Annotated in this window: 18 protein-coding genes; 14 read left to right on the top strand and 4 right to left on the bottom strand. The window is 75.8% G+C overall.

Annotation, left to right across the window (positions count from 1 at the left end):
- The first annotated feature begins 1 nt into the window (after nt 1).
- Nucleotides 2-760 carry a sirohydrochlorin chelatase gene (locus ACH4EB_RS05070; RefSeq protein ID WP_398345932.1) on the top strand — a complete coding sequence of 253 codons (759 nt, stop codon included), beginning with the start codon at nt 2-4 and terminating at the stop codon, nt 758-760.
- 17 nt (nt 761-777) lie between these two features.
- Here the strand turns inward: ACH4EB_RS05070 and ACH4EB_RS05065 are convergent, their stop codons facing one another.
- From ACH4EB_RS05065 to ACH4EB_RS05055, 3 genes are all read right to left on the bottom strand, one after another.
- Entirely contained in the window at nt 778-1284 is a 507-nt protein-coding gene (locus tag ACH4EB_RS05065) for a metallophosphoesterase family protein (protein ID WP_398345931.1), read from the bottom strand.
- A 19-nt stretch (nt 1285-1303) separates the two neighbouring features.
- Nucleotides 1304-3337 carry a CocE/NonD family hydrolase gene (locus tag ACH4EB_RS05060; RefSeq protein ID WP_398345930.1) on the bottom strand — a complete coding sequence of 678 codons (2034 nt, stop codon included), beginning with the start codon at nt 3335-3337 and terminating at the stop codon, nt 1304-1306.
- Between the two features lie 74 nt (nt 3338-3411).
- Nucleotides 3412-4710 carry an acetyl-CoA carboxylase biotin carboxylase subunit family protein gene (locus tag ACH4EB_RS05055; RefSeq protein ID WP_398345928.1) on the bottom strand — a complete coding sequence of 433 codons (1299 nt, stop codon included), beginning with the start codon at nt 4708-4710 and terminating at the stop codon, nt 3412-3414.
- Between the two features lie 255 nt (nt 4711-4965).
- Here ACH4EB_RS05055 and ACH4EB_RS05050 point away from each other — a divergent pair, with 255 nt between their 5' ends.
- Nucleotides 4966-5160, top strand: a complete 195-nt coding sequence (locus tag ACH4EB_RS05050; RefSeq protein ID WP_398345927.1) for a DUF2795 domain-containing protein — start codon at nt 4966-4968, stop codon at nt 5158-5160.
- 78 nt (nt 5161-5238) lie between these two features.
- On the opposite strand, the gene ACH4EB_RS05045 is transcribed toward ACH4EB_RS05050, so the two are convergent.
- Nucleotides 5239-6507 carry an MFS transporter gene (locus tag ACH4EB_RS05045; RefSeq protein ID WP_398345925.1) on the bottom strand — a complete coding sequence of 423 codons (1269 nt, stop codon included), beginning with the start codon at nt 6505-6507 and terminating at the stop codon, nt 5239-5241.
- An 813-nt stretch (nt 6508-7320) separates the two neighbouring features.
- Here ACH4EB_RS05045 and ACH4EB_RS05040 point away from each other — a divergent pair.
- The 12 genes from ACH4EB_RS05040 to ACH4EB_RS04985 all read left to right on the top strand — a co-directional run bounded on the left by ACH4EB_RS05040 (nt 7321) and on the right by ACH4EB_RS04985 (nt 20737).
- A complete protein-coding gene (locus tag ACH4EB_RS05040; protein ID WP_398345924.1) occupies nt 7321-8370 on the top strand; it encodes a glycosyltransferase family 9 protein in 1050 nt (349 codons plus the stop codon).
- Nucleotides 8367-9302, top strand: coding sequence for a polysaccharide pyruvyl transferase family protein (locus ACH4EB_RS05035; protein WP_398345923.1), 936 nt, complete (start codon nt 8367-8369; stop codon nt 9300-9302). Before ACH4EB_RS05040 ends, ACH4EB_RS05035 begins: the two co-directional genes overlap by 4 nt.
- Before the next feature lie 253 nt (nt 9303-9555).
- A complete protein-coding gene (locus ACH4EB_RS05030) occupies nt 9556-10518 on the top strand; it encodes a UDP-glucuronic acid decarboxylase family protein (protein ID WP_398345922.1) in 963 nt (320 codons plus the stop codon).
- Nucleotides 10519-10629: 111 nt separating this feature from the next.
- The gene (locus ACH4EB_RS05025) at nt 10630-12402 is read left to right on the top strand and encodes a carbamoyltransferase (RefSeq protein ID WP_398345921.1); all 1773 of its coding nucleotides are present in this window, start codon (nt 10630-10632) and stop codon (nt 12400-12402) included.
- Nucleotides 12399-13454: a glycosyltransferase family 2 protein gene (locus ACH4EB_RS05020; RefSeq protein ID WP_398345920.1), complete on the top strand. Its 1056-nt coding sequence runs from the start codon at nt 12399-12401 to the stop codon at nt 13452-13454. Before ACH4EB_RS05025 ends, ACH4EB_RS05020 begins: the two co-directional genes overlap by 4 nt.
- A gap of 3 nt (nt 13455-13457) precedes the next feature.
- A complete protein-coding gene (locus tag ACH4EB_RS05015) occupies nt 13458-14153 on the top strand; it encodes an HAD-IIIA family hydrolase (protein WP_398345919.1) in 696 nt (231 codons plus the stop codon).
- The gene (locus tag ACH4EB_RS05010; protein ID WP_398345918.1) at nt 14150-15364 is read left to right on the top strand and encodes a glycosyltransferase family 9 protein; all 1215 of its coding nucleotides are present in this window, start codon (nt 14150-14152) and stop codon (nt 15362-15364) included. Before ACH4EB_RS05015 ends, ACH4EB_RS05010 begins: the two co-directional genes overlap by 4 nt.
- Nucleotides 15361-16326, top strand: coding sequence for a glycosyltransferase (locus ACH4EB_RS05005; RefSeq protein ID WP_398345916.1), 966 nt, complete (start codon nt 15361-15363; stop codon nt 16324-16326). The genes ACH4EB_RS05010 and ACH4EB_RS05005 overlap by 4 nt, the downstream gene beginning before the upstream one ends.
- Entirely contained in the window at nt 16323-17567 is a 1245-nt protein-coding gene (locus tag ACH4EB_RS05000) for a glycosyltransferase (RefSeq protein ID WP_398345915.1), read from the top strand. Before ACH4EB_RS05005 ends, ACH4EB_RS05000 begins: the two co-directional genes overlap by 4 nt.
- A 158-nt stretch (nt 17568-17725) precedes the next feature.
- Nucleotides 17726-18370 (top strand): SIS domain-containing protein, encoded by a 645-nt coding sequence (locus tag ACH4EB_RS04995; RefSeq protein WP_398345914.1) that lies wholly within the window; start codon nt 17726-17728, stop codon nt 18368-18370.
- 34 nt (nt 18371-18404) lie between these two features.
- Nucleotides 18405-19808: a D-glycero-beta-D-manno-heptose 1-phosphate adenylyltransferase gene (gene rfaE2, locus ACH4EB_RS04990; protein ID WP_398345913.1), complete on the top strand. Its 1404-nt coding sequence runs from the start codon at nt 18405-18407 to the stop codon at nt 19806-19808.
- Nucleotides 19805-20737 (top strand): glycosyltransferase family 2 protein, encoded by a 933-nt coding sequence (locus ACH4EB_RS04985; protein WP_398345912.1) that lies wholly within the window; start codon nt 19805-19807, stop codon nt 20735-20737. The genes rfaE2 and ACH4EB_RS04985 overlap by 4 nt, the downstream gene beginning before the upstream one ends.
- Nucleotides 20738-20764 lie beyond the last annotated feature (27 nt).

Below are 20764 nucleotides of genomic sequence, written 5' to 3'. Positions count from 1 at the left end.
CATGGACGCCCGACCCGCCCTCCTCGTCATCGCCCACGGCAGCCGCGACCCGCGGCACGCGGCGGCCGTCACCGCGCTCTGCGCCCGCGTGCGGACGCTGCGGCCCGGCCTGCGCGTCGAGGTCGCCTTCCTCGACTTCACCGCGCCGGGGGTGCCCCGGGCGCTGGAGCGGCTGGCGGCGGACGGCGTCCGGGACGTGGTGGCCCTGCCGCTGCTGCTCACCCGCGCGTTCCACGCCAAGACGGACGTCCCGGCGGTGCTGCGGGAGGCCGCCGCCCGGCTGCCCCGGCTGACGGTGCGGCAGGCCGACGTCCTCGGCCCGTCCCCGCTGCTGACCGCCGCGCTGGAACGGCGGCTGTACGAGGCCGGGCTGCGGCCCGGCGACCGGCGCCCGACCGGGGTCGTGCTGGCCTCGGCGGGCTCCTCCGACCCGGAGGCGATCGCAGTGATCGCTGATATCGCGCGGGAGTGGCGGCGTACCACCGGTTGGTGCGCCGTGCGGCCTGCGTTCGCCTCCGCTTCCCTGCCCCGCACGGCCGACGCCGTACGGGCCCTGCGGGCCGAGGGCGCCGAACGGGTGGCCGTGGCCCCCTACGTCATCGCCCCCGGCCGCCTCCCGGACCGCATCGCCCACGGCGCCGAGGAGGCCGGTGCCGATGTCCTCGCCGGCGTCCTGGGCCCGGCACCCGAGCTGGCCCGCCTGCTGGTCCGGCGGTACGACGAGTCGCGGTGCCGGGAGAGGCCGGCGCTGGTGGCCTGACCGGCCGCGGCCGCCCGTCAGCGGCGCGGCGGCAGCCGGTGCAGGCGTACGTCCGTGAGCTGCCCCGACGCCGCCCGCGCCGTCATGTACGTGCAGTACGGCTGGCGTCTGCGGTCGGTCGGTGAGCCGGGGTTGAGCAGGCGCAGGCGGCCGTCGGCCGTCGTGGTGTCCCAGGGGATGTGGCTGTGGCCGAAGACGAGGACGTCGAGGTCCGGGTAGCGCTCGGCGCAGCGGCGTTCGCGGCCCTGTTTGTGGCCGGTCTCGTGCACCACGCCCCAGCGCAGCCCGCCGAGTTCGGCGTAGGCCACCTCCGGCAGGCGGGCGCGCAGGTCCGGGCCGTCGTTGTTGCCGTACACGCCGAGGAGCCGGCGGGAGTGTTCCTCCAGCAGGTCCAGGGTGGCGGTGTCCACCCAGTCCCCGGCGTGCACGACCACGTCGGCGCCGCGCACCTGCTCCAGCAGCTCCGGCGGCAGGGCCTTGGCGCGTCGGGGCAGGTGGGTGTCGGACATCAGCAGCAGGTGCACGGGCCGACCGTCACCCCTCTCACAGGCAGTCGCGCGGCAGCGTCTCGTTCCAGGTGCGGGAGAAGACGCGACGGCCGTTCTCGTAGCCGTCCAGGGTGGCGTGGAGGTGGAACTCCTTCTCGTCGCACCGCAGATCCTGGTGGGTGACCACCCGTACGTCCCAGTCACCGCGCCCGAAGCACATGGTCCAGAGCGTCTCGCCGGTGGCGGAGGTGAAGTCGTCGGCGACGGTGGCGTACCGCTCGTAGGCGCGCCGGCCGACCTCCATGCCGGTCTCCTCCAGACGTACCCGCCCGCGGTCCTTGACGATCTCCAGCTCGGAGTTGTAGCCGACCAGGTCGCGCTTGACCTCCCAGCGCTCCTCCGGCGGGGTGAGCTGGGTGACGGTCAGCGGCCGGGTCCCCTCCGGTTCGCCGAACGGGCGCGGGGGCAGCCGGTCCGGTTCGGTGGCGGGCCGTACCGGCAGGGTCAGGGCGCTGGTTCCCTCGTGGACGCTGAGCATGGCGGGCCGGGGCGGCGGCCAGGCCAGCGGCCAGTACGAGGTGGACAGCGCCAGCCGGATGCGGTGGCCGGGCGGGAAGGCCTGGGCGACGCCGTTGAGCTGGATGGTCGCCCGGTAGCGCCGGCCGGGCTCCAACAGCTCCGGCTCGCCGACCGTCTCGTGGTGGGCGAGGTTGAGCACGCCGTAGGTGACGCGGGTGGCGCGGCCGTCGGGGGCCACGTCGGAGAGCCGGGCGGCGACCATGGCGACCGGTTCGCTGACCGACAGGTCGAGTTCGACGGTGGGCGAGCCGAGGATCTCCACGCGCTCGGTGAGCCGGTCGCTGTCGAAGACCAGTGACCCGCCGTCCTCCTCGCGCTGGTCGTACGGCAGGTCCGGCGGCGCGTTGTAGGAGGCCCACTTGCCGGCGAACTGGCCGACGGACAGCGGCGACTGCACGGTCAGCACACCGCAGTCCCGGTCGCCGCACTCCTCGCCGTCGGCGCCGATGCGGTGCCGGAAGAGCGGGCGGGAGACGGAGCGGATGTGCGGGGAGGGCCAGTCCGGCTCGCCGACCCAGCGTCCCGGCCGGGTCTCGTACGAGGTGGACGGGGGCATGCTGTCCTGCATCCAGGCGCTGAGCATCGGCCCGTCCATGACGCCGTTGTCGACGCCCTTGAGCCAGTGGTCCCACCAGCGCACGACTTCCTGGAGGTAGCCGATCGCGGGCCCGGGTTCGCCCAGATGGGGGAACTTGTGCGACCAGGGGCCGATCAGACCCTTGCGCGGTACGTCGAGGTTGCCGAGCAGCCGCGTCACGGCGTTGGAGTAGCCGTCGGCCCAGCCGCTGGAGGCGAGCACCGGGCAGCGTACGGAGCTGTAGTCCTCGCAGACCGAGGCGTGCCGCCAGTAGTCGTCGCGGCGCTGGTGGCGCAGCCACTGCAGGGCCCACGGCTCGGTGTTCTCCATGCGTTCCCGCCACATGCCGCGCCAGCGGCCGCCCACCACGGCCGGGTCGGGCGGGCAGGTGGCGTAGGCGAACATGGTGCCCGCCTCGGCGAGGTTGTCGGAGAGCAACTGGCCGCCCATGTAGTGCATGTCGTCGGCGTACCGGTCGTCGGTGAAGGACGCGATGACGATGGCGCGCAGGCTCTCGGGCTGCCGGGCGGCGACCTGGAGGGCGGCGAAGGCGCCCCAGGACAGGCCCATCATGCCGGTGTTCCCGTCGCACCAGGGCTGTTCGGCCAGCCAGGCGAGGATGTCCTCGGCGTCGGCCTGTTCCTGTTCCAGGTACTCGTCCTTGAGGACGCCCTCCGACTCGCCGGTGCCGCGCAGGTCGACGCGGACGCAGGCGTAGCCGTGGCCGGCGATGTAGGGGTGGTGGACCGAGTCGCGTACGGCGGTCAGGTCCCCTTTGCGGTACGGGATGTACTCCAGCACCGCCGGCACCGGTTCCTCGTCGGACGCCGTGGGGCGCCAGATGCGCGCCGACAGGCGGGTGCCGTCGGAGACGGGGATGGTGACGTGGTCCTCCTCCGTCGTCGCGCAGGGCAGGTTGCTGACGAAACGCATGGGGCGGACTTCTCCTTGCTGTCGTGCGGGCGGCGCTGCCGGACGCCGTGGCCGGGCGGGCCGGCCGCGCCGGTTCAGCGCTCCCGGCCGGCGGGTCCGGCCCGCTCGCAGGCCAGGTGCAGGGCGGCGACGCAGTGGTCGTACTTCTCGCGCAGCTCCTCTTCACTGTCGCCCCCGGTGAAGACATGGGCCAGTTCGAAGCTGTAGCTGTCCTGCTGCTCCATGTCCGACAGATGCTGGCCGGGCTCGGGAATCACGTGGATCCGCGTGCCCGGGATCTCGCTCTCGATGCGCTCGATCTCCTCCCGGGTGGGCACCGCGCAGGCGACGCCGTCGGTGAACCAGCGGTAGTACCACTTGGCGGCCGTCCGGTAGCGGCCCTTGCGGTGCGGCATGGCCGGGTCCTCGCCGAGCGCGAGGCGCAGCATGGCGTGGTGGTTGGGGGCGCCGTCGACGTACTGGAAGAGTTCGGCGTGCGACTGGGAGTGCCGGGGGTTGACCTCCAGCACGTTGATCGCGTCGGTGTGCGGATCGTAGAAGTACTCGATGCTGAAGGTGGCCTCCCGCATGCCGATCCGCCGCATGACCCGGGCGGAGATGTCACGCAGCCGGTGCAGCACGGCCTCGGGGAGCGTCGAGGGGTACTGGTGGCGCAGGAAGGAGGAGCTGCCGGGGTAGTCGATGGAGTCCAGGACCCCGTAGACGGTGACCTCGCCGTCGTGGACGTAGCCCTCGACGGCGACCTGGATGCCGGACAGCGCCTCCTCCGCCAGGCAGACCTGTCCGCCGACGCCCGCCATCTCCGGGGGAAGGTCGAGGAGGCCGAGGATGTACTCGAACGGTTCGCCGACGCGGCGGATGCCCTTGCGGATCTTCTCGACGGCCGCGTGGAACTCCTGCTCGTCCTTGACGCCGAAGGCCAGTTCCGAGGAGTACGCGAGGGCGGGCTTGAGCCACATGGGGAAGCTGACGCCCTCGGGCGGGCGCGGGGTGTCCGCGTGGAGGTCGACGCGGCCGAAGGCCGGATGGCTGTCGACGGCCTTCTCCTGTTCCAGGCGGCTCCAGTACTTGTGCTCGCACTTGACGACCGACTCCAGGCTGGTGCTGCGGGTTCCGTAGCGCTCGCTCAGGATCGGTACGAGGGTGCTCACCGGGAAGTCCCAGTAGCCGACGATGGCGTCGATGCTGCCGTCGAAGGAGTCCAGGACGCACTGGGCCTTCTTCAGGAGGTCCGGTACGGACACCTCGCCGACCTGGAGTTCCCGCACGGTGAGCAGCGGGTGGAAGCGGTACCGGTCCGCGTCGGGAACGTCGTGCAGTGCGGGCAGGTTGGCCTCTTCCAGGCCGAGTACGAAGATGTTCTTCTCGCTCACCGGCGTCCTCCTCGGGCTCGCTGTCCGGCGAGGCACGCGGGTACCCGCCGGAATGCGGGCAAATCGCGGGAGGCGGTCGGGCCGGTGGCAAGAGGGCTGGTGGGCGGCTTGGCGCGGCGGGGAGGCGGGTTTTCCCCGGGCGGGACATCTGTCCGATTAAGGCGGTTATGGCCGGGTACTGGAGGTGCGGACGTCCGGCCGCCCGCCGGACGGCACACCCCACCCCCGTGAACCCCCTGTGAACCGGAGGACCCCATGAGCGACACCAACCCGATCGAACTCCAGAAGGCGCTCAAGGGCGCGCACTACCCGGCGAGCAAGGACGACCTGGTCTCCTGCGCCGAGGGCAACCACGCGGACCGCGGAACGATGGACAAGATCTCCCACCTCCCCGGCAAGAGCTACGAGAACCCCGCCGAGGTGGAGAAGGCCGTGTTCAAGAACCGGTAGCGGGCCGCGCCACGCACCCGTGGCGACGAGCCGCACGCGGTGGCCGGCGGGACCCGTGTCCCGCCGGCCCGGGGAGCCTCAGGCCACGGACCGGTAGTCCGCCGCCACGGCGGGGACCGGCGCCGGCACGAGCCAGGAGATCCGCTCGCGGGAGCGCAGCAGGGCGCCCGCGCCGATCGCCACCGCGACGATCAGACCGCCGGCGACCAGGGCGCCACGGGCCCCGGCCACCTCCATCAGCAGGCCGAGCAGCGGCGGAGCCACCAGGCCCCACACCGTGCTCGCGCTGCGCCACACGCCCAGCACCCGGCCCCGCAGATGCGCGGGCGGGTCCGTCTGGAGCACCGTCGTACCGGCCGTGTCGGAGACCGACTCGACCACCGACATGGGCAGCACCAGGACGAGCAGGACGATCAGCGACGGGGACAGCCCGGCGAAGACCTGGAGCAGTGCGCCGGCGGCGGCCAGCGCGCCGACCAGCTTGACGGACGGGTTGCGCAGCCGGGCGGCGAGGATCGCGCCGACGATGCCGCCCGCGGCCAGCACCGAGGAGACGGTGCCGAACGCTCCGGCGCCCGCGGCCAGCGGGCCGGTGACCAGGACCGCCAGGGTCAACTGGTAGTTGCGGCCGAAGATCGCGCTCAGCCCGGTGATCGCGGCCAGCGCGACCAGGCGCGGCCGGCGCAGGAAGAACGCCAGCCCGTCCCGGGCCCGGCTGCCGATCTCCTCCTCCGGCGCGCCCACGGCCTCCGCGGCCTTCCCGGTCGCCGGGGACGGCCCGGCCGGGGCCCGCAGCGCCTCGCCGACCGGCCGCAGGAAGGGAATGACCGCCGCGACGAACAGGAAGGACACGCCGTTGGCCGCGTAGGCGGCACCGGTGCCCAGGAAGCCGACGGCGATACCGGCCAGCGCCGTACCGCCGAGCCGCCCCACGCTGTGCACCAGCGAGCCGACCGCGATGGCGGAGGGCACGTCCTCCCGGCGGACGAGGTCGTTGCCGAGCAGTGCGGTGGCGGGGCCGTCGATCGTGGCGATCAGGCCGGTGACGGCGGCCAGCGCCATCAGCAGCCCGTAGTTGAGCTGGCCGGTCGCGACCAGGACCGCGGTCGTGAAGGCGACCAGGCCCAGTACGGCCTGGCTCAGCCCGGCGGTGAGCTTGCGCGGCCAGCGGTCCACGGCGGCACCGCCGAACAGGCCCATGACCAGGCCGGGCCCGGCCTGCACGGACAGCGACAGGCCGGTGGCGGCCGCGGAACCGGTGAGCTGGAGCACCAGCAGGTTCTGCACGGTGAGCTGCATCCAGGTGCCCGCGTTGGACACCAGGTTGGCCACCGACCACCAGCGCATGCTGCGGTAGCGCAGGGAGCGCCACGGTGCGTGGTCGCCGCCCGTGCCGCCTGACCTGCGGCCCAGGAGGTACCGGAAGCCACCGGCAGGCCGACGCGTATTTTTTTCGGTTTCGACTGTTTCGGGGGTTTCCGGTGCGGGAATCGTTGCGTGGGAGTCCGGCTGCGCCGGGATACGGGCAGCGGAACGGGCGGAAGAAGACACAGCGGCAGAGACTTCGTGAAGAGCCCAGCAGGCTCGGAGAGCGGCTCGGCGGGCACGGGGCACGTCTGCGTGCGCGGCGTGGGCGCCGATTCGGTCGGAGTGCCGGCCTCTCCCGGTCCGTGCGACGGACCCTTTCAGGCACAGCAATGTCACATCTTCACAGACGGCTCCCGGCCGGGGGAACACCCGTCCGGGAGCCGGCTGTGCCGCGAACCGGCGCGAGCCCCCTGGATCCCTTGTGCGGCAAGGGGACCAGGGTGCGGGTGGGGTTGCTCACAGGCAGGGGTTCTCACCGGCGGGCCCGGTCGGCTCCGGTCAGCGCGCAGGGGTACGGGTACGTCCCCGTACCCCTACGGCCCGCGGCTCCGCACTAGCGCGCGGGAGCGGGCCGGAGCCGTAGAGCCGTAAGGCCGTAGAGCCGTAGAGCCGTAGAGCCGTAGAGCCGTAGAGCCGACGGGAGGCTCCCCCGGTCGCGGGCCGCCCCCGGCGCCCGCACATTGGAGGGCAGCGGCGCGTACCCGCAGGCGGCCCCGCGCCGCCCCGTGACGCCCCGCGCCGGGGGCCCGGTGTCCGTAGGGCCCGCAGGAGAAACGACAAGGAGGCTCCCGTATGACCCCGGCCCGCCCCGGCCCGCGTGATCCGCTGGGCTCCGCCGAACGGCCGCGCATCCTGGTCCTCAGGGCGCTCGGCCTCGGGGACCTGCTGACGGCGGTGCCCGCCCTGCGCGCCCTGCGCACCGCCCATCCGCAGCACGAACTGGTGCTGGCGGCGCCGCGCCGCCTCACCGAGGCCGCCGCGGCGACGGGCGTGGTCGACCGGCTGCTGCCCGCGGCGGCGCCCGCCCGCAACGTGCCGCAGGCGATCGACTGGACCGGCCCGCCGCCGGCCGTCGCCGTGGACCTGCACGGCAACGGGCCCGCCAGCCATCTGCCGCTCCAGGCGCTGCGGCCGGCCCGGATCTTCGCGTACGCGCATCCGGCCACCCCGCGGATCGCGGGCCCGGAGTGGCGCGAGGACGAGCATGAGCGCAGCCGCTGGTGCCGCCTGCTCACCTGGTACGGCATTCCGGCGGACCCGGACGACCTGCGGATCGCGGCGCCCTCGGAGCCCTCCCCGGCGCCCGGCGCCGTCGTGGTGCACCCGGGGGCGGACGCCGGGGCGCGCCGCTGGCCGCCGGAACGGTTCGCCGCGGTGGCCCACGCCCTGCACCGGGCGGGGCACCGGGTCGTCGTCACCGCGGGCGCCGACGAGGGACCGCTGGCCCGGCAGGTCGCCGCGCAGGCCGGGCTGCCGCCGTCAGCAGTGCTGGGCGGCGCGTCGGACGTGCCGTTCGGGGAGCTGGCGGCGCTGGTCGCCCGGGCCCGCGCGGTGATCGTGGGCGACACCGGGCTCGCGCACCTCGCCAGCGCCCTCGGCACGCCGTCCGTCGTGCTCTTCGGCCCGGTCGCCCCCCGGCTGTGGGGCCCGCCCCGGGTGCCCCGGCACCGGGTGCTGTGGCACCCGGACCACCTGGACCGGGCCCGCCCCGGGGACGCGCACGGCGAGCAGCCGGACGGGCGGCTGCTGCGCATCACCGCGGCCGAGGTGCTCACGGCCGTGGCCGGGCTGCCGGAGCCCGTCCGGGTGCCGTCCCGGCCGGTCGCGGCGCCGGTGCCGTGACCGGCGGCCGTTCGCCGCGGATCCTGCTCACCGGCTGGTTCAGCTTCCTGAACGGCGAGGTCACGGCCGGTGACCTGCTCGCGGCCGAGGCCGTGCAGGACGCGCTGCGCGGTGCCGGGCTCGCGTACGACACGGCCTGGTCGCCGGTGTTCCGTCCGGGCGCGCTGCACCTGGACGACGCCGACCCCGCCCGGTACACCGATCTCGTCTTCGCCTGCGGCCCGGTGCACTCCCGTCCCCCGGCGGACGGCGTGCCGAGTCCGCTGCTCGCGCTGCACGACCGGTTCGCGGCCTGCCGCCGGGTCGCCGTCGGCGTGTCCGTGACCGACCCGGACGACCCGGCCGTGACCCGCTTCGACCACGTCCTGCCCCGCGACACCGACGGGCAGCCGACCGGGGTGCCGGACCTGAGCCTGCGGGCCCCGGCGCCGTCCGGTCTTCCGCTGGTCGGTGTCGTCCTGACCGGCGGGCAGCACGAGTACGGGGCCCGCCGCCGGCACTCCGAGGCCGGTGCCGCCGTGACGGACTGGCTGCGCACCGTCGAAGCGGCGCGCCTGCCGATGGACACCCGCCTGGATGCGCGCGACTGGCGGCTGCCCGGCACGCCGGACGAGCTGCACGCCGTCCTGTCCCGGCTGGACGTGGTGGTGACCACCCGGCTGCACGGCATGGTCCTGGCGCTGCGGGCGGGCACTCCGGCGCTCGCCGTGGATCCCGTCGAGGGCGGCGCGAAGGTCGGTGCCCAGGCGGCGGCGCTGGGCTGGCCCGCCGTACTGCGCTGCGAGCAGGCGGAGGCGGCCGAGTTGGACCGGCTGCTGGCCTGGTGTCTGTCGGCGGAGGGCCGGGAGCGGGCCGCGCGGCACACGGCGCGGCCGGCCGGTGGCGGGCTGCTGGACGGGCTGCTGCGGCGCCTGGCCCAGCCGTACGGGTGACTGTGGGGCGGTAGTTGTCCCCGGGGAGCCGTTCCGGGGGTGGGCCGGTGAAGTGCTCCGCACCGTACGCGGTGTCCCGTGGCATCGGGAGCCGGGGGCCGGCGGGCGGCCGGTCGGACGCCAGGAAACCGACGTAGAGCGACTTTTCAGAGTAGAGCATGTCATAAGGGGGCGCAGCGTCGCCTAGCGTGACGTTTCCCCTGAAGCAGGCGAGGCACCCGGAACTGGGCAAACCCCTAGTCGAGGGAGACCAATGAACGCCGCTCTTTCCCGGAACTGGAAACACGCCGTGGTGACCGGCGGCGCGGGTTTCGTCGGTTCGCACCTGTGCACCGCGCTGCTGGCCCAGGGCACCTCCGTCACCTGCGTCGACGACCTGAGCACGGGAGCGCAGGAGAACGTCGCCCAGCTACGGGGGCTGCCCGGCTTCCTCTTCGTCGAGGCCGATGTGACCGAACCGTTCGAGGTCGGACGCGACGTGGACCTCGTCCTGCACTTCGCCTCCCCCGCCTCCCCCGCCGACTATCTGCGGCTGCCCCTGCACACGCTGGACACCGGCAGCCTCGGGACGCGCAACGCCCTCGCCGTGGCGCGGGCGCACGGGGCGCGCTTCCTCCTCGCGTCGACCTCCGAGGTGTACGGCGACCCGCAGCAGCATCCGCAGAGCGAGACCTACTGGGGCAACGTCAACCCCGTCGGCCCCCGGAGCGTGTACGACGAGGCGAAGCGTTTCGGTGAGGCCATGACGACCGCCGAGGCGGGCACCCACGGCACCGACACCGGCATCGTGCGGCTGTTCAACACCTACGGGCCGCGGATGCGGGGCCATGACGGCCGCGCGGTGCCGACGTTCATCCGGCAGGCGCTGGCCGGGGAGCCGCTCACCGTCACCGGGGACGGGCTCCAGACCCGCTCCCTGTGCCATGTGGACGACACCGTCCGGGGCATCCTCGCGGCGGCCGCCTCCGACCTGCGGGGGCCGGTGAACCTGGGCAACCCGGTCGAGATCACCATGCTCGAACTCGCCCATCTGATCATCGAACTGACCGGCTCCCGCTCCCAGGTCCGGTTCATCGAACGGCCCACGGACGACCCCGCGGTCCGCTGCCCCGACATCACGATGGCCCGCGGCAAGCTCCAGTGGGAGCCCGAAGTGGCGCCACGGGACGGCCTGGCGCGCACCGTCGCGTGGTTCCGCAAGCGGCAAGGACCCTGACACCGCCGCCGGTTCCGGCAGCCACCGGGGCCGGGGCCCCAGGTGTCCGGCCGCCCCGACCGGGCGGCGGGCCGGGCGCCGTCCATCCCGACGAAAGGCCAGCGAACCCCCATGCGCATTCTCGGCATCAACGCGCTCTTCCACGACCCCGCCGCCGCCCTCGTCGTCGACGGGCAGACCGTCGCCGCCGCCGAAGAGGAACGATTCTCCCGCCGTAAACACGGCAAACGGCCGGTGCCCTTCGCCGCCTGGGAGGTGCCCGAGCAGGCCGCCGCCTGGTGCCTGGCCACCGCCGGTCTGCGCCCGGAGGACCTGGACGCGGTGGCGTACTCCTTCGACCCCCGGCTCGCCCGGCCCGCCGAGCAGATGGGTCTGGACGACCCCTGGGACCACCTGCGCCTGACGTACGCGCGCGAAGCCCCCGGCTTCCTCAAGACCGCGCTGCCGGGCCTCGACCCGCGGCGGGTGCGCTTCGTCCCGCACCACATGGCACACGCCGCGTCCGCCGCGTTCGCCGCGCCGGACGCCGACAGCTCCTCGGTGCTGGTGCTCGACGGCCGCGGCGAGGCGACCTCGCACCTGGCCGCGCAGCGCGTCCAGGGCAAGCTGGAGCCGCTGTACGGGCAGGAGCTGCCGCACTCGCTCGGCCTGGTCTACGAGGAGCTGACCGCGCACCTCGGATTCCTGCGCTCCTGCGACGAGTTCAAGGTAATGGCGCTGGCCTCGTACGGCACCCCGCGGATGCTGCCCGAGCTGCGCCGCTACGTGTACCCCACCGGCGACGGCGGCTTCCACGCCGCGCACGTGCCGTGGAGCGACCTGTGCGTGCCGCGCCACGCGGACGAGCCGTGGAGCCAGGCGCACGCCGACCTCGCGGCCAGCGCCCAGCTCGTCCTGGAGGAGACGCTGCTCGACCTGGCCCGCTGGCTGCACGGCCGGACGCACGACAGCGTCCTGACGCTGGCCGGCGGGGTGGCGCTGAACTGCGTGGCCAACGCCCGGATCGCGCGCGAGGGGCCGTTCGACCGGGTGTGGGTGCAGCCGGCCGCCGGTGACGCCGGCACCGCGCTCGGCGGCGCGCTCCTGCTGAGCGCCCAGGATGGCGAGGAGCCCGCGCCGATGCCCGGCGCCGACCTCGGCCGCGGCTGGTCCGACACGGAGCTGGAGGCGTGGCTGCGGACCGCCGCCGTGCCCTTCGAGCGGCCCGCCGACATCGCCGCCACGGTCGCGGAGGCACTGGCGGAGAACGCCATCGTGGCGTGGTTCCAGGGGCGTTCGGAGTACGGGCCGCGGGCGCTCGGGCACCGCTCCCTGATGGCGCACCCCGGTCACTCCGCGAACCTGGAGCGGCTCAACGACGTCAAGGGCCGCGAGCAGTTCCGGCCGGTCGCGCCGATGGTGCTCGCCGACCGGGCGGGCCGGATCTTCGACGGGCAGTTGCCCAGCCCGTACATGCTGTTCGTGCACGACGTGGCCAAGGAGTGGCGGGAGCGCATCCCCGCCGTGGTGCACGTGGACGGCACCGCCCGCATCCAGACGGTGGACCCGGCCGACGAGCCGCTGGTGGCCCGGATGCTGGCCGAGTTCGAGCGGCTCACCGGGCTGCCCGTCGTCGTCAACACGAGCCTGAACACCGCGGGCCGCCCGATGGTCGACGACCCGCGGGACGCGCTGGAGTGCTTCGGCTCCACGCCCGTCGACCTGCTGGCCATCGGCCCGTTCGCGGTCCGGCGGGACGCGTTCTTCGCCGCCGGGGGCCGAGCGGCACGCCGTGCCGAGGTGCTGTCCATCCCGGCCGGCATCGAGGAGACGCTGGCGCCCGCCTCGTACGACCGGCTCGCGCAGGCGCCGGTCGCGGGCAGCGGTGAGGGGGCGGTCCGATGACCCTGCCGACCACGGCCGGCTACACGGTGGTGATCCCCACTCTCGGGCGGCCCAGCCTGACGGCGTGCCTGCGGGCGCTGGCCGCGGCCGAGGGGCCGCAGCCGCTCCAGGTCGTGCTGGTGGACGACCGGGCGCTGGACGACTGCACCCCGCTGCCGGCCGAAATCCCCGAGGATCTGCGCGAGCGGACGAAGGTCGTGCCGGGCTGTGCGCGGGGGCCGGCGGCGGCCCGCAACACCGGCTGGCGGGCGGCGGACGCCACGCCGTGGGTGGTCTTCCTCGACGACGACGTGGTGCCCGGCCCCACATGGGGTACGGACCTGGCCGCCGACCTCGCCGCCGCGTCTCCGCGCACGGCCGGGGTCACCGCGCGCATCGCCGTGCCGGTGCCCCCGGAGCGCCGGTCCACGGACTGGGAGCGCAACACCGCCGGGCTGGCCACCGCGAAGTGGATCACCGCCGACATGGCGTACCGGCGGGACGCGCTGGAGTCGGTCGACGGCTTCGACGAGCGGTTCCGGCGCGCCTTCCGGGAGGACGCCGACCTGGCGCTGCGGGTCCTGGCGGCGGGCTGGTCGCTGGCGGCCGGCACCCGCCGCACCACGCATCCGGTGCGGCCCGCCGACCGCTGGGTCTCCGTACGGCTCCAGGCGGGCAACGCCGACGACGTGCTGATGACCCGTAAGCACGGCCGGGACTGGTGGCACCACGCGGACGCGCCGCGCGGCCGGCTGCCGCGGCACCTGGTGGTGACGGCGGCGGCGGGGGCCTCGCTGGCCTGTGCCGCGGCCGGGCGGACCCGGGCGGCGGTGGCGCTGGCCGGGCTGTGGCTGGGCGGGACGGCCGAGTTCGCGTGGGCGCGGATCGCGCCGGGGCCCCGTACCCGGGACGAGCTGGTGACGATGGCGGTGACCAGTGCGCTCATCCCGCCGGCCGCCGCCGGGCACTGGCTGCGCGGCCTGGTGCGGCACCGCCGGGTGGTGCCGCTGGGCGTCCGGCCGGCGCCGGCCGTGCCGCGGGTCCGGCCGCTGCCGGTCCCGGAGCGGGTGTAGCCCGTGGCCAGGCATCAGGGCGCCGCCCAGGGGGCGACGGCGGTCGCGGACCCGGCGGCGGAGCGCGAGGAGCCCGGGCGGCTGTGGCTGTACACGCCGCAGCGGGACGCTCCGGCGCGGGTACCGGTACCCGCCGCCACCCGACCGCCGCGGAGCCCGGGCCCGTTGGAGGCGGTGCTCTTCGACCGGGACGGGACGCTGGTCGCCGACGTGCCCTACAACGGCGACCCGTCGCTGGTGGAGCCGATGCCCGGAGCACGCGCGGCACTGGACGCCGTACGGGCCCGCGGCCTCGCGGTGGGCGTGGTGAGCAACCAGTCCGGCGTGGCGCGCGGCCTGCTGAGCGGCGCGCAGGTCGCGGCCGTACGCCGGGAGGTCGAGGCGCGGCTCGGGCCGTTCGGCGTCTGGGCGGTGTGCCCGCACGGGCCCGGCGACGGCTGCGGCTGCCGCAAGCCCGCGCCCGGCCTGGTCCTCGCGGCCTGCGCGTTCCTCGGTGTCCCCGCCGCGCGGACCGCCGTGATCGGCGACATCGGTGCCGATGTGGCCGCCGCGCGGGCCGCCGGTGCGCGCGGGGTGCTCGTCCCGACGCCGGTGACCCGTGCCGAGGAGGTCGCGGCGGCAGCGGAGTACGCCCGTGATCTGCCGGGCGCCGTACGGCTGTTGCTGCACGGGCCGGGCACCGGGGAGGGCGCCGTATGACCGCGGCCCCGCGCTCGCTCGTCGTCCGGCTGGACAGCGCGGGCGACGTGCTGCTGGCCGGCCCGGCGGTACGCGCCGTGGCGGCGGGCTCCTCGTACACGGCCCTGCTGTGCGGCCCGCTGGGCGAGCGGGCGGCGCGGCTGCTGCCCGGGGTGGACGAGGTGATCGTGCACGACGCGCCGTGGGTGGGTCTGCGGCCCGCCCCGGTGGACCGGCGGGTCACCGAGGAGCTGGTGGACACGCTGGCGGCGGGGCGGTTCGACCGGGCGCTGGTGCTCGTGTCGTACCACCAGAGCCCGCTGCCCGCGGCGCTGCTGCTCAAGCTCGCCGGGATCGGCTGGATCGCGGCGGACAGCGTGGACTACCCCGGCGCCCTGCTGGACCTGCGGCACCACCGCAAGCCGGAACGGCACGAGGCCGAGGCGGCACTGGACCTCGCGCGGGACGCCGGGTTCTCCCTGCCGCCGGGCGACGACGGCGCGCTGGGCGTCCTCCCGCCGCCCGACACCACGCCGCTGACCGGCGGCGACCCGTACGTGGTGCTGCACCCGGGCGCCGCGGTGCCGGCCCGCGCCTGGAGTGCGGCGCGGGCGGCGCGCGCGGCGGGCGCGCTGAGCGCGGCGGGGCACCGCGTCATCGTCACCGGCGGCCCCGGCGAACGGGAGCTGACCGCCGCCGTCGCGGGCGGCCACGCGCTGGACCTCGGCGGGCGCACCGACGCGCATCAGCTCGCCGGGGTGCTGGCCGGCGCGCGTGCGGTGGTCGTCGGCAACACCGGCCCCGCGCATCTCGCCGCCGCCGTGGGAACGCCGGTCGTCTGCCTGTTCGCGCCGGTGGTGCCCGCGCGGCTGTGGGCGCCGTACGGCGTGCCGCACGTGCTGCTCGGCGACCAGGACGCGCCGTGCGCGGGCAGCCGAGCCCGGCGGTGCCCGGTGCCCGGCCACCCGTGTCTCGACACGGTCAGCGACACCGCGCTGCTCGCGGCCGTGTCCCGGCTGACCGGCCCCGGCCGGCCACCGGCGCCGCCCGCGCCCGGCCGTGCGGACGGCCACCGGGACGGCCCCGTACGGGCGCCGGACGACGACCGGCGCGGCGCGCACGAGACCTCCCGCCCGGCCGACGCGACCGCCCGGCCGCCGGGCGGCGGCGCCCGGCCCGCGGCCGGAGCCGCCCGAACCGCGACCGACACCGAACGAGGTGCGACTGTATGAACATCCTGCTCTGGCATGTCCACGGATCCTGGACGACCGCGTTCGTCCAGGGGCCGCACACCTACCTGGTGCCGGTCACCCCGGACCGCGGACCCGACGGACTGGGCCGGGCCCGCACCTTCCCCTGGCCCGACTCGGTGGTGGAGAAGACCCCGGCCGAGCTGCGGCACGCCCCGGTCGACCTCGTCGTCCTGCAACGGCCGCACGAAGCCGGGCTGGCCGAACGCTGGCTGGGCGGGCGGCGGCCCGGCCGGGACGTGCCCGCCGTCTACCTGGAGCACAACGCGCCCGACGGCGACGTACCGCACACCCGCCACCCGTGCGCCGACCGTGACGACCTGGTCCTGGTGCACGTCACCCACTTCAACCGGCTCTTCTGGGACAACGGCGGCACCCGTACGGAAGTGATCGAGCACGGCATCGTCGACCCCGGCCACCTGTACACCGGACGGCTCGCGCGCGCCGCCGTCGTCACCAACGAGCCGATCCGCCGCGGCCGTACGGTCGGCACCGACCTGCTGCCCGGACTGGCGGCCGCCGCACCGCTGGACGTCTTCGGCATGCGCACCGACGGGCTCGCCGAACACCTGGGCCTGCCGCCGGACCGCTGCCGCACGGCCGACCTGCCGCAGGGCGAACTGCACGAGGCGATGGCGCAGCGCCGGTGCTATCTGCACCCGGTGCGCTGGACCTCGCTCGGCCTGTCGCTCCTGGAGGCCATGCACCTCGGGATGCCGGTGGTGGCCCTGGCCACCACCGAGGCCGCCGAAGCGGTGCTGCCCGGCACCGGCACGCTCTCCAACCGGCCCGAGGTCCTGGCCCGGGCCGCCCGGACGTACCTGGAGGACCCCGACGCGGCGGCCGAGGACGGCGCGCGGGCCCGCCAGGCGGCGCTGGAGCGGTACGGGCTCAAGCGCTTCCTGCACGACTGGGAACGCCTGATCACGGAGGTGCAAGCATGACCACCCCTCTCGGCACCGCCCCGCGCCTGTCCGTCGCGCTCGTGTCCGAGCACGCCAGTCCACTGGCGGTCCTCGGCGGCGTCGACGCGGGCGGCCAGAACGTCCATGTCGCGCGCCTGGCCGGCGCGCTGGCCGACCGGGGGCACCGGGTGACCGTGTACACCCGGCGGGACGCCGCCGGACCGCCGGACGAGGTGGCGATGCGGCCCGGGGTGCGGGTCCGCCACGTCCCCGCCGGGCCCGCGCGGCACCTGCCCAAGGACGAACTGCTGCCGTACATGCCGGCGTTCGGCGACTTCCTCGCCGAACAGTGGCGGATACGGGCGCCGGACGTGGTCCACTCGCACTTCTGGATGTCCGGCCTGGCGGCGCTCCGGGCGGTCCGCGAACTGGGGCTGCCGCTGGTCCACACGTACCACGCGCTGGGCACCGTCAAGCGGCGCCACCAGCAGGACTGCGACACCAGCCCGCGCTCCCGCGTCAGCAGCGAGATCGAGGTGGGCGAGGGCTGCGACCGGGTGATCGCCACCTGCCGGGACGAGGTCACCGAACTCGGCCGGATGGGCATCGCGGAGAGCAAGATCGACGTGGTGCCGTGCGGGGTCGACACGGCGCGCTTCACCCCCGACGGGCCGGCCGCCGACCACGGTGCGCACCACCCGCTGCTCCTCCAGCTCGGCCGGCTCGTCCCGCGCAAGGGCGCGGAGGTCTCCGTCGCCGCGCTGGCCCGGCTGCCCGAGGCCCGGCTCGTCATCGCCGGCGGGCCGCCCGCCGACCGGATCGACCAGGACCCCGAGGTACGGCGGCTGCGCGAACTGGCCCGCGCCGCCGGGGTCGCGGACCGGGTGAGCTTCACCGGCGGCGTGCGGTGCGAGGACGTACCGCCGTTGCTGCGCGCCGCCGACGTGGTGCTCTGCCCGGCGGACTACGAGCCGTTCGGCATCGTGCCGCTGGAGGCGATGGCCTGCGGCACACCGGTGGTGGCCACCGCGGTCGGCGGGCAGTTGGACACCGTCGCCGACCCGGACTGCGGGCGGCTGGTGCCGCCCCGCGACCCGGCCGCGCTGGCCCACGCCGTCGGCGAACTGCTCCTGGACGGCGAACTGCGGGCCGCCTGCGGCGCCGCGGGACGCCGCCGCGTACTGGCCCGGTACGGCTGGGACCAGGTCGCGGCCGGAACCGAAGCCGCCTACCTCGGCGTGCTGAGCCCCCGGCCCGCCGCCGTCACCGAGGTGGCGTGAGCGCCGGACCGCGCGGCCTTCCGCCGCCGTCGCCCGTCCCGGCGCCGCGGCCGTTCCCGGTCCCCCTCGTCGCCGTCCGACGCCCCGTCCCCGCCGCAGACGTACGAAGGAGGTGCGGGCCCCAGCGCCACCGGCGCACCCCCGGGAGCCCGACGACCATGAGCCAACCCCTTGACGCCGCACACCGCCACTGCCAGTCGCTCCAGGACGCGGTGACCGGGCTGCGCCGGAACAGCCTGCGCCGGCTGGCCGAGTGGGGCACCCACCTCGGCGCCGTCCTCCCCGTGGGCGGCCGGCTGCTCGCCGCGGGCAACGGCGGCAGCGCCGCCCAGGCCCAGCACCTGACCGCCGAACTCGTCGGCCGCTACCAGCAGGACCGCCCCGCCTACTCGGCCATCGCGCTGCACGCCGAGACCTCCAGCGTCACCGCCATCGGCAACGACTACGGCTTCGAGCAGGTCTTCGCCCGGCAGGTCGCCGCACACGGCCGCCCCGGCGACGTACTCCTGCTGCTGTCCACCTCGGGCCGCAGCGACAACCTGCTGGCCGCCGCCGAGACCGCGCGCGACGCCGAACTGCGGGTCTGGGCGCTCACCGGCCCCCGGCCCAACCCGCTGGCCGACGCCGCCGACGAGGCGGTGTGCGTGGACTCCGCCAGCAGCGCGACGGTGCAGGAGGCGCACCTGATCGCGGTGCACATCCTGTGCGAACACTTCGACGCCGTCAGCGGCGCGCCCCGGACCCCGCGGGCCCCGGGCGTGCCGCTGGAGATCGCGGTGGCCGACCGGGACGGTGCGCTGTGAACGCCCGCCGCACCGGCGGGCGCCGGAGCCGGTCATGACGGCCCGCCGGCCCCTGGTGGTCGTGGGGGACGCCCTCCTGGACCGCGACATCGACGGCGACTCCTCGCGCCTGGCGCCGGACGCGCCCGCCCCCGTCGTGGACGTGGCCGACGACCGCAGCCGGCCGGGCGGCGCCGGCCTCGCCGCCGCGCTCGCCGCGCGGTCCGGACGCGACGTGGTCCTGGTCACCGCGCTGGGACAGGACCCGGCGAGCGAGGCCGTACGGCGCGCGCTGCACGGGATCGTACGCCTGGTGGAGATCCCGCTGGCGGGCCGGCTCCCGGAGAAGACCCGGGTCATGGCGTCCGGCCGCCCCCTGGTGCGGTTCGACCGCGGCGGCGGCAGTCCGGGCGAGCCCGGCCCCGCGGTGCGCGAGGCGCTCGCCGGGGCCCGCGCCGTCCTCGTCGCCGACTACGGGCGCGGCACCGCGGCGGCGGTCCGCGGCCTGCTCGCCGACGTGGCGCGCCGGGTCCCGCTGCTGTGGGACCCGCACCCGAAGGGCGACCCGCCCGTACCGGGCGCGCGACTGGTCACGCCCAACGCGGCCGAGGCCCGTGCCCTGACCTCCGGCGAGGACCGGTCGCTGCACGCCTGTGCCGTACGGGGCGCCCAACTGGCCGCCGAATGGCGGGCCGCGGCCGTCGCGGTGACGCTCGGCGTGCGCGGCGCGCTGCTGGCCAGGGCGGGCAGCGACTCGCCGATGCTGGTGCCCGCGCCGTACCGGGCCGACGGTGACCCGTGCGGGGCGGGCGACTGCTTCGCCGCCACGGCGGCCGCCGCGCTGGCCGACGGGGCGCTGCCCGAGGAGGCCGTCCAGCGGGCCGTCGCCGAGGCCGCCGCGTTCGTCGCGGGCGGCGGCGCGGGCAACCGCGGCCTGTGGCGCACCGCGCCGCCGCCCGGCCGGCCGGCGCCGAAGCGGCCCGCCGACCCGTTCGAACTGGCCCGGTCCGTGCAGGCCAGGGGCGGCACCGTGGTCGCCACCGGCGGCTGCTTCGACCTGCTGCACGCCGGGCACGTCGGGCTGCTGGAGAGCGCGCGGCGGATCGGCGACTGCCTCATCGTCTGCGTCAACTCCGACGCGTCCGTCACCCGCCTCAAGGGGCCGGGGCGGCCGCTGACCCGGGCAGCGGACCGCACCCGCGTCCTGGCCGGCCTGGGCAGCGTCGACGCCGTCGCCGTCTTCGACGAGGACTCCCCCGTCGCACTGCTGCGCCGCCTGCGGCCCGACGTGTGGGTCAAGGGCGGCGACTACTCCGTGGACGCGCTCCCGGAGGCGGCCACACTCCAGGAGTGGGGCGGCCAGGCGCTCGTGCTGCCGTACCTGGACGGCCGGTCGACGACCGCGCTGGCCCGGCGCGCGGCCCGCGCCGCCGCGCCGGGCCCGGAGTACCGGTCGTGACCGCGCGGACGGCAGGGCTGCCGGACACCGGCGCGGTGCCGGGCGCCCAACGCGCCCCGCGCACCGCCCATGTGGGCATCGTCGTGATCACCCGGAACCGCCGCGAGCGCCTGCTCGGGACGCTGGAGCGGGTGACGGGGCTGCCCGAGGAGCCGCCCGTCGTGGTCGTGGACAACGGCTCGTCGGACGGCACCGCGGACGCCGTACGCGCGCGCTTCCCCTCCGTACGGGTCCTGACCCCCGGCCGCAATCTCGGCGCGGTCGGCCGGACGTACGGGGCCGCCGCACTCGGCACACCGCTCGTCGCGTTCAGCGACGACGACTCCTGGTGGGAGCCCGGCGCGCTGGCACGGGCCGCCGAGGTCTTCGCGGCCCACCCGCGCCTGGGGCTGGCCGCCGCCAGCACCCTGGTCGGCACCGACGCCGACGCCGACCCGCTCAACGAGGTTCTCGCCGCCTCCCCGCTGGGTCGCGAACCCGACCTGCCGGGCCCGTCCGTGCTCGGCTTCCTGGGCTGCGCCGCCGTCGCCCGCCGGGACGCCTTCCTGGAGGCCGGCGGCTACCACCCCGTACTCCACTTCGGCGCCGAGGAAACCCTGCTGGCCATGGACCTGGAAGCGCGCGGCTGGGGCGTCGCCTACTGCCCCGCCCTCGTCGCCCGGCACCAGCCCGACGGCGCGGACGGCGCACCACGCCCGGGCCGCACCGCCCGCGTACGCCGCAACGCCCTGCTCACCGCATGGCTGCGCCGCCCCCTCCGGCACGCCCTCGCACACACCGCACGCCTGGCACTCGACAGCCGCACGGACCCGGAAGCCCGGCAGGCCCTGACCGAGGCGGTACGCCGGATGCCGGCCGCCCTGACCCGCCGACAACCGCTGCCGGCACGAGTGGAACGCCGGGTCCGGACACTGGAGAGAACACCATGACCGAGCGGCGCCGCACGCACCACGAGG

This window comes from Streptomyces sp. NPDC018045 (assembly GCF_044327445.1).
In the GTDB taxonomy this organism is placed as follows: domain Bacteria; phylum Actinomycetota; class Actinomycetes; order Streptomycetales; family Streptomycetaceae; genus Streptomyces.
The sequence above is the reverse complement of the archived record's forward strand: the minus strand, read 5'-3'. Positions and strand labels throughout refer to the sequence as shown.

Coding starts and splice junctions, on each gene's coding strand:
- ACH4EB_RS05000 (WP_398345915.1), top strand. CDS start 16,323: ATGACCACCCCTCTCGGCACCGCCCCGCGCCTGTCCGTCGCGCTCGTG.
- ACH4EB_RS05050 (WP_398345927.1), top strand. CDS start 4,966: ATGAGCGACACCAACCCGATCGAACTCCAGAAGGCGCTCAAGGGCGCG.
- ACH4EB_RS05070 (WP_398345932.1), top strand. CDS start 2: ATGGACGCCCGACCCGCCCTCCTCGTCATCGCCCACGGCAGCCGCGAC.
- ACH4EB_RS05030 (WP_398345922.1), top strand. CDS start 9,556: ATGAACGCCGCTCTTTCCCGGAACTGGAAACACGCCGTGGTGACCGGC.
- ACH4EB_RS05040 (WP_398345924.1), top strand. CDS start 7,321: ATGACCCCGGCCCGCCCCGGCCCGCGTGATCCGCTGGGCTCCGCCGAA.
- ACH4EB_RS05045 (WP_398345925.1), bottom strand. CDS start 6,507: ATGCGCTGGTGGTCGGTGGCCAACCTGGTGTCCAACGCGGGCACCTGG.
- rfaE2 (WP_398345913.1), top strand. CDS start 18,405: ATGACGGCCCGCCGGCCCCTGGTGGTCGTGGGGGACGCCCTCCTGGAC.
- ACH4EB_RS04995 (WP_398345914.1), top strand. CDS start 17,726: ATGAGCCAACCCCTTGACGCCGCACACCGCCACTGCCAGTCGCTCCAG.
- ACH4EB_RS05010 (WP_398345918.1), top strand. CDS start 14,150: ATGACCGCGGCCCCGCGCTCGCTCGTCGTCCGGCTGGACAGCGCGGGC.
- ACH4EB_RS05005 (WP_398345916.1), top strand. CDS start 15,361: ATGAACATCCTGCTCTGGCATGTCCACGGATCCTGGACGACCGCGTTC.
- ACH4EB_RS05020 (WP_398345920.1), top strand. CDS start 12,399: ATGACCCTGCCGACCACGGCCGGCTACACGGTGGTGATCCCCACTCTC.
- ACH4EB_RS05060 (WP_398345930.1), bottom strand. CDS start 3,337: ATGCGTTTCGTCAGCAACCTGCCCTGCGCGACGACGGAGGAGGACCAC.
- ACH4EB_RS05025 (WP_398345921.1), top strand. CDS start 10,630: ATGCGCATTCTCGGCATCAACGCGCTCTTCCACGACCCCGCCGCCGCC.